The sequence below is a fragment of the Gracilinema caldarium genome (assembly GCF_029265695.1).
GTDB lineage: Bacteria > Spirochaetota > Spirochaetia > Treponematales > Breznakiellaceae > Gracilinema > Gracilinema caldarium_A.
On record NZ_JAJUHW010000036.1, the window covers coordinates 12600 to 27938 of the forward strand.

Below are 15339 nucleotides of genomic sequence, written 5' to 3' on the forward strand. Positions count from 1 at the left end.
AGAACCTTTTTATATGAACAGGTTTACCTTTGCCTCCGATGCGGCTTCCATATAGGTAGCTACACCGCCAATTTCAACACCATCAATCAGTTCTTCCTTGGCGACTCCCATGATATCCATAGACATCTGGCAGGCTACCATGCGGACTCCTGCGGTTCGGGCGGCCTGTATCATCTGTTCCAACTGGTCCACCTGCTTTGCCTTCATTCGGGATTTCATCATGAGGGGACCCATGCCGGCGAAGTTCATTTTGGACAGTGCGAGCTGGCCTGCATGCTTGGGCAGCATCATGCCGAACATTTTGCCCATGAAATCCTTAGCCACATGGGGCTTTTCCTTTTTCATGATGACCGAGAGGCCCCAGAAGGTAAAGAACATGGTGACCTTTTTGCCTACTGCAGCGGCTCCGTTAGCTAAAACAAAGGATGCCAAAGCTTTGTCAAAATCGTTGGAGAAGACGATAAGACTTGCCGCGTCTGTGCCGGTGGAAACCATCCGTACTCCAGCTCCTGCCGCGGCAGGACCTGCGGCCTGGGCAGCAGAGACAAGCCGTGACTGGGCAGCGCTTTTTTCGATGACCGCCTCTATCCGGCCTCCTGTATGTTCTAGGCTTACCAGGAGATTCCCCGTCAGTTTTGCCCAGGATTGCACATCCCGGGCAAAGCCCGGATCGGTAGCCGATACAAGAATCCTCGTCCCTTCTTCGGCCTTGTCCATTTCGGTTTTAAGCCGCATGATAGGCCCGGGGCACTGGAGGCCGCAGGCATCCACAAGAATGGTTTTCCCCGATCCGCCCTTGGCGATTCCTTCGGGGACACCTGTGCCTTCCCCATAGGTTAACGTACGGTCTGCCATAGCTTTGGCGAGATTCGGTTCTGCAAAGCTAGCCTTGGGCTTCCAGTCCTTCAGGGATCCCGGATTGTCCTGTTTTTCCACCGCTGCTGACCAGGTCTTAAAGCCTCCAGTCAAGTTGTAAAGGTCGGTCCAGCCGTTTTGGCGAAGTATCCGCTCGGCTAGATAACCCCGGAGGCCCACCCCACAGTACACGAGGACTGTTCTGTCTTTGGGCACTTCGTTGAGGCGGTTCCGGAGTTCCGTATTAGGAATACAAACGGCACCGGGTATGGCTCCAAGCTCAAACTCTTCCCGGGTCCGTACATCAAGCACAAAGGCTCCCTTGGCTCGCAGTTCCTCAAACTGTTTCCAGGAAACCACCTTAGACCGGCCCTGCAGTATATTCTCTGCCACAAAACCTGCCATATTAACGGGGTCTTTAGCAGAAGAGAAGGGCGGAGCATAAACATGTTCAAATTCACAGAGGTCCGCCACGGTGCCTTCTTTTCGTATAAGGGCGGATATAACATCGATGCGTTTTTCTACACCATCATAGCCTACCGACTGTGCTCCGAGTATGCGGGTGCTTTGGGGATCAAAGATGACCTTTAGAGTAAGGGGTACCGCGTTGGGGTAGTAGCTTGCGTGGTTGTTGGGGTGGATAATAACGGAAACACAGGGTTTACCGATTCTGGCGAGAACCTTTTCATTTAAGCCCGTTGAAGCCACAGTGAGGTCAAAGACTTTTGCGGCAGCAGTGCCGAGGGAACCCTTCCATGCAGGAACTTTATCATCGCCGAATACTATGGCATCCGCCACAAGCCGGCCCTGTTTGTTGGCGGGACCCGCGAGGGGAGTAATGCCCACTTCGTTGCTTAAAGGATTGCGGAAGGCGATGGCATCCCCCACCGCGCGAATAGCGGGATCGGAGGTGCGAAAATGTTCATCAACCAAAATTGCTCCTGCTCCGGGTTTTCCCTGGGGAATTGTTTCCAGTCCCGCGTCGCGGGCAATTTTAGTATCCGGCCGAACACCAACAGAGAATATGACCACATCGGTGGGGACCTCGTCTCCTGAAGCGAGCTTAACAAAAATTCGGCTTCCCCGTTTTTCAAAGGCTGAAACACCATCCTTAAGGCGGAGTTCGATGTCCTTATCCCGCAGGTGCCGGTGAACCAGGGCAGCCATCTCAAAATCGATGGGTGCCATGACCTGGTCAAGGGCTTCGATAATGGTGACAGCCATGCCCCGGTGGGCCAGATTTTCTGCCATCTCAAGGCCAATAAAGCCGCCGCCAACGACAACGGCCCGTTCGGGCCGCCTCATATCAAGCCAGCTTTTTATATTGTCCACATCGGGTACGGATCTAAGGGTAAAAATGCCTTCCAGATCCAGTCCTGGTATGGGCGGACGGACCGGTTCGGCTCCGGGGGAAAGGACCAAGGTGTCGTATGATTCTGTGTAGGTTTTACCGGTTTTTCGCTCCACCAGTGTCACAGTTTTTGCAGAGCGGTCTATGGATGTGGCTTCGGTAGCAATACGAACATCAACTTTGAGGGTCTGGTTGAATTTTTCCGGGGTCATGACAAAGAGTTTTTCCCGTTCTGATATGACACCTCCTGTATAGTAGGGAAGGCCGCAGTTGGCATAGGAAATGTAATCTCCCCGCTCAACAAGAATAATTTCCGCATGCTCGTTGTTGCGGCGGAGTCTTGCTGCGGTGGTTGCCCCGCCGGCAACTCCGCCGATGATAATGTATTTCGCCATGGTTTACTCCTTCTGTGGCGTTATGAATGACGTAGCTTCTAAAAACTTTCGTTTCTAGAGGTCCCCATAATAGATTCCAAAGCCGGAGGAATATCGATACCTTCGGTCTTCATTTGCAATACTATTTCTCTGCCTTTTGCGGTTGGCTGGTTTTGCCAGTGCCGCCTATCGGCCCGATTTTGTTCCCGTTCCAAGAGTCCCTTCCGTTCAAGGCTGGCAATAATCCGGGATAGCCGGGAAGGGGAGAGCCCCACATCATCAGCCAGATCGTGGGCATAACGGCATCCTCCGTCGATGGCGCAGAGGACCATAGCCTCAGTTAAGCTCACGTGGTAGGTCTCCTGTATGGCCTCTTCTAATTGTGTAATCGAGCGTAAAATATCTTTTAGGGCACATAATTGTTTATGCATAGTTGTTATGGTGAACAGTTGTTAAAGGCAACTGTTTTATATGGCAATTATATGTATTTTTATCGATATGTCAAGTGTGAAAACATGATCGTGCTGCACTTATGCGTCGGTAGACAGAATGGGCGGCTTTACTTATAGTGTGCAATATGCGAACAACGATGCTTTATCGTCAAAGATGGATTGTTTTTTTACTGGTGTTTTTCGGTCTTGCGCACCCCCTTATTTCTGCCCCTTTCAAGATGATTGGGGTAGGGGATCCAATAGTGGAAGATTATGTTTTCCTTGTGAGAACAGGCGAAGAAAGTGTACTTTCGTTAACCCCACCATTTTCAAGCGAGGAACTGCTTACTACACTGCGTGGACTTTCCATTACAAACCGTTCTCCTGCGTGGAGAGCCGCCTATGCGCGAGTCATGCAAGTCTTACAATCCCAACCGGTCCTCAAAGATGGTGCTTTGGGGCTGACAGTCCATCCTGAGTTGGCGGTAGAGGGCCGCTGGCGGTCCAATCCAAATCTTGATTGGGTTAGGGACGAGAAGCAGAATCCTGCGGTGTTTTCTCTGCCGCTGGAGTTCTTTTTTGCAAATAGCCTGTATGCACGGGGCGATCTTAATCTCCGTAATGATCCTTATTTTTACAATGATAGCGAGTCAGTTGGTACCAACCTTCCTTTGGATGTCCAAAAACTAGATGCTAATATTCCTTTAAAGGCTTTTATGGCTCTTGGCGGCCCCTGGTGGAACTTCCAAATTGGTAGGGACAGGATTTCCTTCGGTACAGGTCACACGGGTAATCTGGCCATTTCTGACACTCCGGACTACTACGATTTTGCACGTTTATCACTGTTTAGCCCGAATTTTAAGTATTCCTTATTGATTACTCAGCTACCATTGGAAACATCCTCCGATTTTTATGCCGACGGTTTTGCACCTGATCTTAATACCGTCCTAACTAATACGACACAGCGTTTTTTGTATCTCCATCGTTGGGATGTGAGACTGTGGAAACGTCTGTCTATCGGAATTTCTGAAGGTGTCATGGTGGGCAACAGTCCTCTGGAACTACGGTTTTTAAACCCGCTGACCGTATATCATTCCTTTTTTTCATGGAATGACTATTCAAAATGGAATACTTCTTGGTACAGCGATATGAATGGATCTATCGCTGCGTTGGATCTCGAATGGGCTCTCGGTGGTGGTATAAGTCTTTACGGCCAAATGGTGATGAACCAATATGCGACACCTTACGAACAAGAACATTGGCCTGAAGTAGGATTACCGAATGGCCTCGGGTGGCTTGGCGGGGTTGAGTATAATAGCGATGTAGCTGGATGGCGGTCTATGTTTTTTCTGGAAGCAGTCTATACTGATCCATACCTATATACTCTGGGCAGCCCATTCGCGAGCTTTATTTGGATGCGGCGATTGTCAGCTCTTGTAGTGAAACCATTACGCTATATGTGGATTGGGTATCCTGAAGGTAGGGATGTAATTAATATTACTTTCGGTGTACAAATGCAGAAGGATCCTGTAAATCTAACTTTTCAACTTTCATATCTAAACAAGGGCGAACATTCAATAAAATGGGATTGGGATTTAGGGCCAGATGCATTTAATCAGAGGACTCCTACTGGTGTTGCTGAGCAGCGATGGCTGCTATCCTCTGAAATAACTGTACAAGTTATTAAACCCCTCTCGTTAAGCTGTCATAGTGCTTTACAATGGGTTCAGAATTTCAACCATCAGCTTGGTGTTGACGATTTTGGATCCGAGCTGATACTCAGCGCTAAATATACATTTTAGGAGTAATTGATGAAAAAAATTATAAGTTTGATTTTAATTGGATTTATATGTTTATTATCTCTTGCTGCTCAGGTAATTAACGATCCTAATGATAACATTTACAAAGATATAGATCGATGGGCCATTCAGGGGTATATCACCACAGCCTTGCCTCAGATACGACCCTATCCGGCTCAGATACTCGACTTAATCCTTAAAGAAGTTGCCGACCGGGGAGATCCGGTGGCTCAAAAAAAGGCTGTATCATACATAGCTTCCATTGCACCCGATTCACGACCTGTTCATATAGGGTTGCATGGTACTATAACAGGGAGGGACTCGGAGTCTACTCTTTTTGGTGCTCCTAAGGCAGATGGAGTGTTCCGAATCGAGCCTTGGATTACTGGCTCCTACGATTTACAGGTTTATGGTTCATTAAAAACACCTGGCAATGAAATTATCGTGCCCGGAAACTATTCTCCTTATCCAGATTTTGTAGTGGATGCTGCAAATGTTGGTCAGTTCTATATACTTCAGAATTGGAATTCAACCCTTACCATAGGGGCTGATTCTTTTTATTTCCAGTCAGGTTTGAATCGTACCAGTTTTGGTCCCTTCTACGATTCAAGTCTTGTCGTTGGAGCCCAGGCTGGTAGGGCGGGACATTTCAGTCTCGTTTACCGCAGTGAATGGTGGAATTATAGTATTTTGTTTTTGTCTATTTCTGCTACCAATGATTTTGGGAATGGCCAATTCCCAGAAAAGTATATCATGATTCATGCCTACGATTTTCAACCACTTACCAATTTTGAATTTGGCTTTTTTGAAACCGTAGTCTGGGGCGGCCGCTTTGAACCATTTTATTTTATTCCTTTTAACCAACTTTTCGCTGCCCAATCTATTGTGGGCTTTGCGGACAACTCCCTCTTTGGTATCCATTTCCGATGGCGAGCCTTTCCTGGCCTGCAAATGTTAGGTCAAGTCTATGTAGATGATCTTCATTTTAACGATATGGTTAGTTTTAAATTTGATACTCGATATAAACTATCTGCCCAGGCAGGACTTAATTATATGCCAATAAAATCCTGGGCCCCCAACGTGCGTCTTGAGTACACCGCAGTTATGCCCTATATGTACACTCATATTACCGGAGATGTGGCTGATAGATATGTGCCAAATAAACCTAATTATTTTAATTATACCCACCGGGGTGCAAATTTAGGAACTGACTTGGAACCTAATTCGGATCGCGTAAAGCTGAGCATCAGTAAAGATTTGCTTTCTGCTTTTAATTTAAAACTTACAGGCTTTTTTACCCGTCACGGTAATGCTTCAGAGGGAATTCCAAATATGGATTCAAATCATGACGGAGATATTTTTGACGATGGTTATGATAGCGCGAACAAGGTTACCTTTGATCGTGAAACCCGTTTCCTGACCCAGTCTGTGATTGACTATCGCCTTGCAGGAGGTTTTAGCCTTTCTTGGTCCTTGCCGACATCCTTCGGGAGTTTTGGCCTCCAGGCTGATTATGTTCTGGAGTACGGCTGGAATCGTAACCTTGTAAAGGATGATAACGGACTCACTAACTTCTGGGGGATTAGCGCATCCTGGCGCTGGTAAGCAAGGTTCTTGCAAAAGTGCCCGACTTTTAGAAGTGGTTCAGGCCATGCGGACCCCTGAAATCCAGGGGTCCCTCATGATAAGCCAGTACTTAACTGTTTAATATAGACTGAAACAGAGAAACGGTCATTCTCCCTCGGCATAAAGTAACTTAAGCTCAGTTTGGGGCCGCCAGTAATCTCAAGCCATGTCCGCCTTTCCGCTTCGTCCCAATAAAGAGCTGCCTCTGTCAGAATACGCTTTTTTTTGTCCTTGGGAGCAATTTCAAAGATTCGTTGTAAGGAGCCGCTTCCTTTTTTTTCAGTAAAGGCCACTTTTAGTGATGTAAGCCATTCGCGGCAGGCCTTGAGGGCTTCCGTAGACCCAAGATCGGAGAAGGTAATATCAATATATTGTGGATAATAGACTATAGGTTCATTTCCCAATGGTATGGGGTTGAGCTCGGAAAGAGCATCTAAAACTGCTGCAAGGTCATTATCAGAGAGGGCCGGCGGAGTTTCTTCAGAGCTATCTGGATTAAGACCGTAAAGGGCAAGTACCGTTTCGCCGCAGACTCCCCAGCCAATGCGGTCCTTCCAATCAGGTGAAGTCCACATAGCTTCCGAAATACGGAAAAGCCTGCCAGTGAGTTCAGGTTTTTGTGTAAGTACTGATTTTAAAAGTAGAGCTGAGAGGTATTCTGTATATGCTCCGGCAAAGGTCTTGCCAAGCGTAACTTTGATGTATCGGCCCTGCATCCGCCGTTTTTTTCGGATTAAATTTGCAAGCTCCTGTGCTTTTTTTTGGGTTGGATCACCGTCAATGCTGTGTTCTGTAAGAAATGTCCGCTCCTGATGATCAGCGCAGGCTCCGCATCCCATGCAGCGGCTTTCTTTACCAGATGCACCAAAACAAGTAGCCGGTTCCCTTCTTTCCATTGCTTCCTGGTAAGCCTTATACAAAAAAGATTCTGTAACCGAGGTTTGTACAAAGGAAAAGGGAAATGAATAGGCCATTGATTTTTCTTCTGAGAGGGTACCACGAATTCTATCGGGTGTTTTTTCGAGTGAGCCATCCTGTAGAAGCGCTTGGATAAGGGGGCTTACCAAATCGCCTCGAATACCCTGATCGTAGATCACTCCTTTCTGGGCAGCAGACTCTAGTCCATTCGCAAGACCATATCCGCCGAGTACCAAAAGCTGGTCCGCTACGTATTCATCCCAATCCATGGCAAGTCGAAATTCAAAACCAGCAGACTCAACAGCAATTTTAACACGGTGACTTATATCTTCTAGTTTTGTCTCGTCAAATTCGAGAGCTCCGTAACGGAGAGGAGTAAAGGGCATCCGGACAAGGTAACCCGCGGAGAAAAGGAGCCGGGGGCTTGGTCGAATTTGGTCGGCAAGGTTTTTAAGCCTTTCACAGAATTGGTTAAATTCCGTAAGGTCTTGTTCTGTTTCGACTCCAGAAAGTATATAAAAGAATTTAATCTCTCTGACCTTTGCCTTAAAGAGCCGTTCAATGAGGAACCAGAGGTCTTTGCTCGAGAGGCCTTTAGCATACAGGGCACGCATCCCTTCAGAAATGCCTTCTACTCCTATAGTAAAGGACCGTTTTTCCGCCGCAAGTTCGCATTCGAGCATACCGGGGGTATTCACCAGGATATCCGCCCGCTGGCTCATCATATTTACCCGGTCAAAGATGCGGTTCAGGTCTAAAAGAAGGGAGAGAATATCCGAATGGGCGTTAAAATTAAAAGAATAAAGCTCTAATGTAGATATACCCGTATTACGCAGCAACTGTATTGCCATATCTACCGCATCGGTATGGCTTACTTCCCGGTATGGCTTTCGTTCCCAACCTTCGAAGCAAAACGTGCAGAACGACGGGCAGCCCCAGGAGATTTGGAGACGGCCCGTATTAGCTTCGGGGGAGTTAAGTATAGGGTAACGTGTTGGTAAAAATGGTTTCATCGAGGAAATGCTACGGGCACTATGCACCCTGCGAAACGTTGGGTCAGCGGGATCAAGGCTATGGCCACTGGCCCAAAAAGAGGGTATGTGTTGCTCAAGTTCAGTGACTAAGGCATCCTTTTCCCATCCCCGCTGTGCAGCCAAGATTGTAAAAAGCTCAGCACCTCCCGGGTTTGCTTCGGCTTCACCAAAATAAAGTCCGTCAGCAAAGGAATCTCCATTGGAAAAAATGAGTCCCTGGTTAGCAAGCCCATTAGATCCACCGACCAGAATGAGAGGCCAGCTGGAATCCCGTTCGGAAGCCCGGAGGGGTATGCCTGATTTGATTAAAAGCAGGGGCAGGTTGACAAGTTCTAGAGCATAGGCGCAAGAAATGAGGATGGCATCAAAGTCCTGGACTGGCCGTCCCGATGCAATCCCCTTGAGCCAAGGTTCCTTCGCTGCCTCTAGATCATTCCGTTCATACCGGGATGGCAGAAACGCAAAATCTCCATACGCTTCTGATCCCAGGGTATTTCTCATCAAACTATATAAAAAAAGGTGAGGACTGGAACGTTGTACGTCCCTCCAGGGTGAAAGTCGTACAAAAAGGAAATGACTTGAGGCTTTTTCCCATTCTGGATTGTCCCAACCGAGAGCTTGAGCTGGAACTGGGAAGGGGCTATATCTGTTTACTCTCATGATCTACTAATGGTGCTGGAGCAAGAACCTGGCCTTTATATAGTACTTTCGGGTAAATGACTATGCTCAGTTTTTTTTCAAGCCGAGAAAGACGCTGTAGTTCAATTTCGTCACCAATGGTTACCATGATTCCATGTTTCCCTGAACGGCCAGTACGCCCCGCCCGATGAGCGTAAGCGTCGGTGGAGTCCGGAACATCCAGGGCAATAACTTGGTTAATATCCTGGATATCAAGTCCCCGGGCTGCGAGGTCGCTCGTGACCAATATCCTGACGCGACCAGAACGGAAATCATCTAGTGCTTTTTTTCGATTTTGCTTGTCCATATCTCCGAAAAGCCCTGCAGCAGCAATTTTATGGAACTGGAGCTGAGATACCACATTACCAATCTGTCCGTTGATATTAAAAAATACGAGTGCTTTCTTTGGGTTTGTTGCTGCGATAAAGGAACGAAGGGTTGCAATTTTTTTTCTTCCCTCTGCAAAGAGAGCCCAATGTTCAATGTTTTTTTGGAGTACCTCTCGATCTTCAACGGTTATATCAAGAACTGATGCTTGAACAAAACCACTCAGGCGCTGTCGCGCTTTTTCTCCGATGGTGGCAGAACAGGCTACGGTTTGTCGTGCCTGGGGTAGTAGGGTCGCAAATTCCCGTGTCTCCTCAAATAAATCATCCGCTACAAGCCGATCTGCCTCATCGAGTACGAGGTACCGTATGGCTTTTAATGAAAGTTTTCCCATCCGGCTGAGCTGGTTTATTCTCCCTATATTGCCGATGACAATGAGAGGTTTTTCCTTTTTAAGGTGTTCTATTTGGCGGCTTATATTTGCACCGCCCATAAGAAGCGCTGTTTTAAACGGACTTCCCTCCAGGAGAAAATCGGTTTCTTTTTTAATCTGAGCACATAGTTCATAGGTTGGGCTGCACACAACAAGAGCCGGCCCGAGTCGTTTGCTTTCAGGCTGTTCAAGCACATGCTCTAACAAGTTTTGTAAGAGAGGAATGAGATAGGCAAAAGTTTTGCCTGTCCCTGTAGCGGACTGAAAAATACAGTCTCCGCCTGAAAGCAAAATAGGAATGACTCGTTCCTGAATGACCGTTGGTGTTTTAAACCCGCGAACTTGTAGCCGTTCAATAAACATCGGCGCAAGGCCCAGTTGTTCGAATGTGGTAATCATATACTCCTTATCGTTTCCGGAATTCCTCATATAAGCTAATCATGGAATCTATGAAACGATCTACAGAATAGTTTCGTGAAATTACTTCTGATTTTTTCCCCATAGCTATCCGTTTGTCTTTGTCAGAAAGCACTTCAACTGCTTTTTCCCAAAGCAGTTGATCGTTTTCCTGAGTCCAACCATTTTCCCCGTTTATTACCATGTCGTCGATACTGGGATCTGCTGCGGCTACGATAGGTAAACCTGATGCCATAGCTTCGATAAATGTAATAGGATGGACCTCGCTGTGGGAAGCACTCATGAATAGATCTGCAGCTGCATAGACAATTTTTATTTCTTCTGGCCATCTCAGATATCCTGTAAATATTGTTTCTTGGGATACTCCAAGTTCATATGCATACGCTTCCAATTCATGCCGATCAGGACCATCTCCGACAATCATGAGTCGAGCATTCGGCCTTCTTTGTACTATTTCTTTAAAATTTAGTAGCAATGTATTAATATTTTTTTCTGTCGCTAGACGGCCTACAAAGACAATTAACTCATTTTCATGTGTAATGTTAAAACGACTTCGTAAATCTTGAGCAGCTTTTATAATTTCATCAGACCGTTCATAAAAAGTGCTCAGATCTATCCCATTTGGAATGACTCGAACTGGTTTTTTATATCCATTGTTAATGAGGTAATCTCTGATTTTTTTAGAAGGTGCAATGACACAATCTTCATTACGCAGCGTATGATTAAGTATTTCTGGTACTTTGCCTTTCAGAAAGGGTTCAAGGAGCGGAACATAATAGAGATAATCATCATAAAAAGTATGCAGGGTATGAACCGAAGGCAAATGTAGCTTTTTTTGAACTGCCTTAGCTGCAATGTAAAGACTAAACTCTGAATGACTATGAATAATATCAAGATTGAGTTCTCGTGCAATTTTAACAACTTTAGGTTCAAAAAATAAGCCTATGCGATGTTGGGGTTCATTGGGAAATTTTATTGATGGAATTCGATAGACTCTTTCCTCAGGTTGTGCATCCGGGTGCTGTACGGTAAACACAAACACCTGGTGTCCTTGTTTTTCTAGTTCAGTTTTTAAAGTTCTCACTACCGTGACTACCCCATTTACCTGAGGTGGATATGTATCACTAAATAAGCCAATACGCATAAATAACCTCTTCTTTAAAATAATATAAACCTTGCATATACTCCTTAGTAACTACTCTCTATTATGCCGAAATAAACATCTTTAGTCGAGCTTTCTTTTTTTCTACCCTTTGCTTGTTTTTTTTACTTATGCTACAATAGCTTTAGCTATTGTAAAGACGAGCTGGGAGGATAGTGATGATCAGTATTATTATGCTGGTAGGTTTTTTCGCCCTTATGACGGGGATCGGTATTTGGGGCATGGGAAGAACAAAAACGTTAGGAGATTTCTTTTTGGGAGGCCGGACTATGGGGCCCTGGATTTCTGCTATTGCGTACGGTACCTCCTACTTTTCCGCCGTGCTTTTTATCGGTTTTGCGGGAAAACAGGGCTGGCTTTTTGGGCTTAACGCGCTTTGGATAGCCCTGGGCAACAGTCTTATTGGGGCTATGGGAGCTTGGCTTGTGCTGGCAAAACGGACCCGCCGGATGACACAGAACCTCGATACCATGACGATGCCGGAGTTCCTCCAGGAGCGATACGGTGCTAAGCACTTAAAACCCCTCGCGGCGGCTATCATTTTCTTTTTCCTATTACCCTATTCAGCATCAGTTTTTAAAGGTCTCGGTCACCTCTTCGAAGCAGTATTTCATATTTCCTATGATATAGCACTCCTCCTGATGATTGGTTTTACTGGGATATATCTTGTGCTTGGGGGCTATTTTGCTATTGCTATGACGGACCTTATTCAAGGTGCTGTCATGTTTATAGGCGCTATTGCTATGGTCATAGTTGTTTATGCTCGATCTGGTGGATTTGTAGCGACCCTTAATCAGATTTCACAGAATTACCACGCTCATATTCCACCTGCAGCCCAGCCTTCGGTGTTTACGATTCTATCTGTTGTGTTTATGACCAGCTTTGGCCCCTGGGCACTCCCTCAGATGGTACAGAAGTTTTATGCAATCAAGGATGAACTTATGATAAAACGGGCCACTGTGGTTACCACTGTTTTCTCCGCGGTTATCGGATTTTCCGCTTACCTCGTTGGTTCAAGTGCTCATGTGTTTTTTACCCCCGACAAGCTACCGAAAACCGCAAGCGGAGCTATCAACTTTGATTCAATCGTGCCCATACTGCTCACCCAGCTATTGCCTGAGTTGTTATTAGCGGTGATTTTGCTTCTTGTGCTATCCGCATCTATGTCTACCCTTTCCTCATTAGTGCTGGTATCTTCTTCCTCAGTCGCGATCGATCTCTATCCCGGCCGTGTCGAGGCTGGTTCCGGCAAGGACAAATCCATTGCCATGATGCGTTTCATTTCTGCACTATTTGTTATCGTCTCTTATTTTATCTCCCGATATCAGTTTGATGTAATTGTAACCCTCATGTCCCTTTCATGGGGCGCTGTAGCAGGTTCTTTCGGTGCTGCCTTTATCTACGGACTCTTTTGGAAAGGCGCAACTAAAGTTGGAGCTTATGCAGGCCTCTTCAGCGGTCTGATAACAGAAATTTTCTTTTTCTATCTACTGGGGCCTGCACAGTCACCTCTTGCGGCGAGCCTCGCAATGCTGGTGCCCTTTGCTGTAGTTCCCTTGGTTTCCCTCTTTACACCAAAAACTGATAAAATTTTACTCGACAGGGCTTATAAAGGCCTGTAAAGTGGTGGTATGGAAGAATTAGCCTTACTTGGAGATGAAGCGGTTGCTTTGGGAGCTATTCATGCAGGTCTTACTGCAGCCTATGGATACCCCGGTACCCCATCAACCGAAATTATGGAACGGCTTATTGCCGAGTATGAAGCGGGCGGCCCCAAAGCTGCATGGTGTACCAACGAAAAGACAGCTTTAGAGGCTGCCCTGGGAGTATCCTTTGCAGGCCGCCGTGCCATGGTGACCATGAAACATGTGGGTCTCAATGTCGCTGCGGACCCCTTTGTAAACGGGGCCCTTCTTGGTATTAAGGGGGGGCTCGTCATTGCCGTGGCGGACGACCCAGGAATGCACAGTTCCCAAAACGAGCAGGATTCCCGTTTTTATGCATCCTTTGCTCTGGTTCCCTGCCTAGAACCCCGAACCCAGCAGGAAGCCTATGACATGACCCGTGAGGCCTTTGATATTTCCGAAACCTTTCATGTTCCCGTGGTTTTGCGGCTCGTGACCCGCCTGTCCCACGCACGCTCAGGCGTGCGTGTTGCTCCAAGCCGCAGCCAAAATTCCCTGTCAAAGGCAGACAAACGGGAATGGATGCTTCTACCTGCTTACGCACGCCGTCGCTATGCCTCGCTGCTTGAGCGGCAGGGGGCAATAAAAGCCTGGGCAGAACAACATCCTCTCAACCGTCTGGAGCTAGAAAACCGGGACACGAAGCGGGTTGTCATTACAACCGGTCTTGGGGGTAACTACTACGAAGAAAACCTTACAGATCTGGAAAGCTTCCTCACATCTTCGGGCCAGAAACTTCCTGCCCGTCTTCATATCGCTGCTTATCCAGTTCCCCAGGCATTGGTCCGCCAGCTTTGCGAACATGCGGAGGAAGTACTTGTCATCGAAGAAGGTCAAAGCCTGGTAGAAGAGAAGCTCAGAGGCCTTTTGCCGCAACAGCTAGTAATTCACGGAAAAATGGATGGTACACTCCCTGCGTCGGGAGAACTGGACCCCGATGTGGTACGCCCCGCTTTAGGGCTTCCCCCGCGGTCCAGTCTTGTTGTGGATGCCTTACAAGACGGCAGCTTTAAGCTTCCCGGCAGGCCTCCCCAGCTTTGCGCAGGCTGCCCCCATGGGGACAGTTACAATACTATCCGCCGTGCTGTTGAAGGTCTTGAATCGGTGGCTATCACCTCTGATATTGGCTGTTATGCCCTGGGAGCCACCCCTCCCTATGATGTACCTGAAACTATCGTCTGTATGGGAGCCTCGGTGAACATGGCAAAGGGAGCCGCCGATGCGGGCATACAGCATGCAATCGGTGTTATCGGTGACTCAACCTTTCTCCATTCGGGGATTACGCCTCTTATCGATGCAATTGCTTCTAAGACACCCATGACCCTTGTCATCCTTGACAACTCTATCGTTGCCATGACGGGCTGCCAGGATACCATGCTCTCCTCAGAGAATTTGGGAAAACTCGTATTAGGTCTCGGACTTGACCCAGCGCACCTTTTGGAACTAGAAGCGAAGGCCTCAAAACAAGAGTCCAATGCGGAACTGCTGCGAAAAGAAATCCTTTACCGCGGTGTATCGGTAGTCATTTTTAAACGGGAATGTATTGAGGCGATTAAAAAAAGGCAGAAACTCGAGGCCGCCAAAAAGGCCCATCCTGCATGTGAAGACCGGGGAGGTGAGGCATGAAACGGGATATTATCCTCGCTGGTGTGGGCGGGCAGGGGATCCTTTCGGTGGCAGCCATTATCGCAAAGGCCGCGGTGGATCAGCACCTTTCGGTGCGCCAGTCGGAAGTTCACGGTATGTCCCAGCGGGGCGGGGCTGTATTGGCCCATCTGCGCCTCAGCGATGGTCCTATTTATTCGGATCTGGTTCCCAGAGGCGGAGCGGATCTTATCATCTCCATGGAACCCCTGGAAAGCCTCCGCTACCTTGCCTGGTTAAAACCGGAAGGGACCCTGGTGAGCGCTGCAGAACCTTTCATCAATATAAGCGACTATCCTGATTTGGAACAAATATATGGGATACTCCGCTCTTTGCCCCATGCATACATTGTTGAAACCCAGGGCTTGGCCAAAGAAGCTGGGCTTGCTCGGGCAGCCAATATGGTTCTCATTGGCGCTGCAAGTCCCTATCTCTCCATTCCGGTTTCTGCTATGGAAGGAACCATTTGTGAGCTTTTTGCCGCCAAAGAACCGGCTGTTATCGATGCGAACATCAGGGCTTTCAGGCTTGGCAGAAAAGTCTCGGAATCTTAGAAAAGGTACGATTATGAATAGGGTAATAGATTATCAATATTGGGATAAGGA

At 47.3% G+C, this 15339-nt stretch carries 10 protein-coding genes; 5 read left to right on the forward strand and 5 right to left on the reverse strand.

The window, feature by feature from the left end; genetic code table 11:
* Nucleotides 1-9 precede the first annotated feature (9 nt).
* Both Q7P68_RS10990 and Q7P68_RS10995 read right to left on the reverse strand, forming a co-directional pair.
* Nucleotides 10-2601: an FAD-dependent oxidoreductase gene (locus Q7P68_RS10990; protein ID WP_304225609.1), complete on the reverse strand. Its 2592-nt coding sequence runs from the start codon at nucleotides 2599-2601 to the stop codon at nucleotides 10-12.
* A gap of 38 nt (nucleotides 2602-2639) precedes the next feature.
* Nucleotides 2640-2930 (reverse strand): MarR family winged helix-turn-helix transcriptional regulator, encoded by a 291-nt coding sequence (locus Q7P68_RS10995; protein WP_304225610.1) that lies wholly within the window; start codon nucleotides 2928-2930, stop codon nucleotides 2640-2642.
* A 227-nt stretch (nucleotides 2931-3157) separates the two neighbouring features.
* Here Q7P68_RS10995 and Q7P68_RS11000 point away from each other — a divergent pair, with 227 nt between their 5' ends.
* Nucleotides 3158-4813 carry a capsule assembly Wzi family protein gene (locus Q7P68_RS11000; protein ID WP_304225612.1) on the forward strand — a complete coding sequence of 552 codons (1656 nt, stop codon included), beginning with the start codon at nucleotides 3158-3160 and terminating at the stop codon, nucleotides 4811-4813.
* A gap of 9 nt (nucleotides 4814-4822) precedes the next feature.
* Nucleotides 4823-6415 (forward strand): capsule assembly Wzi family protein, encoded by a 1593-nt coding sequence (locus Q7P68_RS11005; RefSeq protein WP_304225614.1) that lies wholly within the window; start codon nucleotides 4823-4825, stop codon nucleotides 6413-6415.
* 74 nt (nucleotides 6416-6489) lie between these two features.
* Here the strand turns inward: Q7P68_RS11005 and Q7P68_RS11010 are convergent, their stop codons facing one another.
* From Q7P68_RS11010 to Q7P68_RS11020, 3 genes are all read right to left on the reverse strand, one after another.
* A complete protein-coding gene (locus tag Q7P68_RS11010; RefSeq protein ID WP_304225616.1) occupies nucleotides 6490-8889 on the reverse strand; it encodes a radical SAM protein in 2400 nt (799 codons plus the stop codon).
* 139 nt (nucleotides 8890-9028) lie between these two features.
* Nucleotides 9029-10225, reverse strand: coding sequence for a DEAD/DEAH box helicase (locus tag Q7P68_RS11015; RefSeq protein ID WP_304225618.1), 1197 nt, complete (start codon nucleotides 10223-10225; stop codon nucleotides 9029-9031).
* Between the two features lie 7 nt (nucleotides 10226-10232).
* Nucleotides 10233-11387, reverse strand: a complete 1155-nt coding sequence (locus Q7P68_RS11020; protein WP_304225620.1) for a glycosyltransferase family 4 protein — start codon at nucleotides 11385-11387, stop codon at nucleotides 10233-10235.
* Nucleotides 11388-11563: 176 nt separating this feature from the next.
* On the opposite strand from Q7P68_RS11020, the gene Q7P68_RS11025 reads away from it, so the two are divergent.
* From Q7P68_RS11025 to Q7P68_RS11035, 3 genes are read left to right on the forward strand one after another with little or no spacing between them, the layout of a single operon-like run.
* Nucleotides 11564-13027: a sodium:solute symporter family protein gene (locus tag Q7P68_RS11025; RefSeq protein ID WP_304225622.1), complete on the forward strand. Its 1464-nt coding sequence runs from the start codon at nucleotides 11564-11566 to the stop codon at nucleotides 13025-13027.
* A gap of 9 nt (nucleotides 13028-13036) precedes the next feature.
* Complete coding sequence (locus Q7P68_RS11030; protein WP_304225624.1) at nucleotides 13037-14716, forward strand: thiamine pyrophosphate-dependent enzyme; 1680 nt, start codon at nucleotides 13037-13039, stop codon at nucleotides 14714-14716.
* Nucleotides 14713-15288 (forward strand): indolepyruvate oxidoreductase subunit beta, encoded by a 576-nt coding sequence (locus tag Q7P68_RS11035; RefSeq protein WP_304225626.1) that lies wholly within the window; start codon nucleotides 14713-14715, stop codon nucleotides 15286-15288. Before Q7P68_RS11030 ends, Q7P68_RS11035 begins: the two co-directional genes overlap by 4 nt.
* The last annotated feature ends 51 nt before the right edge of the window (nucleotides 15289-15339 follow it).

Excerpts from the sequence above, each read along its gene's own strand:
- Q7P68_RS11005 (WP_304225614.1), top strand. The coding sequence starts at position 4,823 with ATGAAAAAAATTATAAGTTTGATTTTAATTGGATTTATATGTTTATTA.
- Q7P68_RS11025 (WP_304225622.1), top strand. The coding sequence starts at position 11,564 with ATGATCAGTATTATTATGCTGGTAGGTTTTTTCGCCCTTATGACGGGG.
- Q7P68_RS11000 (WP_304225612.1), top strand. The coding sequence starts at position 3,158 with ATGCGAACAACGATGCTTTATCGTCAAAGATGGATTGTTTTTTTACTG.
- Q7P68_RS11010 (WP_304225616.1), bottom strand. The coding sequence starts at position 8,889 with ATGAGAAATACCCTGGGATCAGAAGCGTATGGAGATTTTGCGTTTCTG.
- Q7P68_RS11015 (WP_304225618.1), bottom strand. The coding sequence starts at position 10,225 with ATGATTACCACATTCGAACAACTGGGCCTTGCGCCGATGTTTATTGAA.
- Q7P68_RS11035 (WP_304225626.1), top strand. The coding sequence starts at position 14,713 with ATGAAACGGGATATTATCCTCGCTGGTGTGGGCGGGCAGGGGATCCTT.
- Q7P68_RS11020 (WP_304225620.1), bottom strand. The coding sequence starts at position 11,387 with ATGCGTATTGGCTTATTTAGTGATACATATCCACCTCAGGTAAATGGG.
- Q7P68_RS10990 (WP_304225609.1), bottom strand. The coding sequence starts at position 2,601 with ATGGCGAAATACATTATCATCGGCGGAGTTGCCGGCGGGGCAACCACC.
- Q7P68_RS11030 (WP_304225624.1), top strand. The coding sequence starts at position 13,037 with ATGGAAGAATTAGCCTTACTTGGAGATGAAGCGGTTGCTTTGGGAGCT.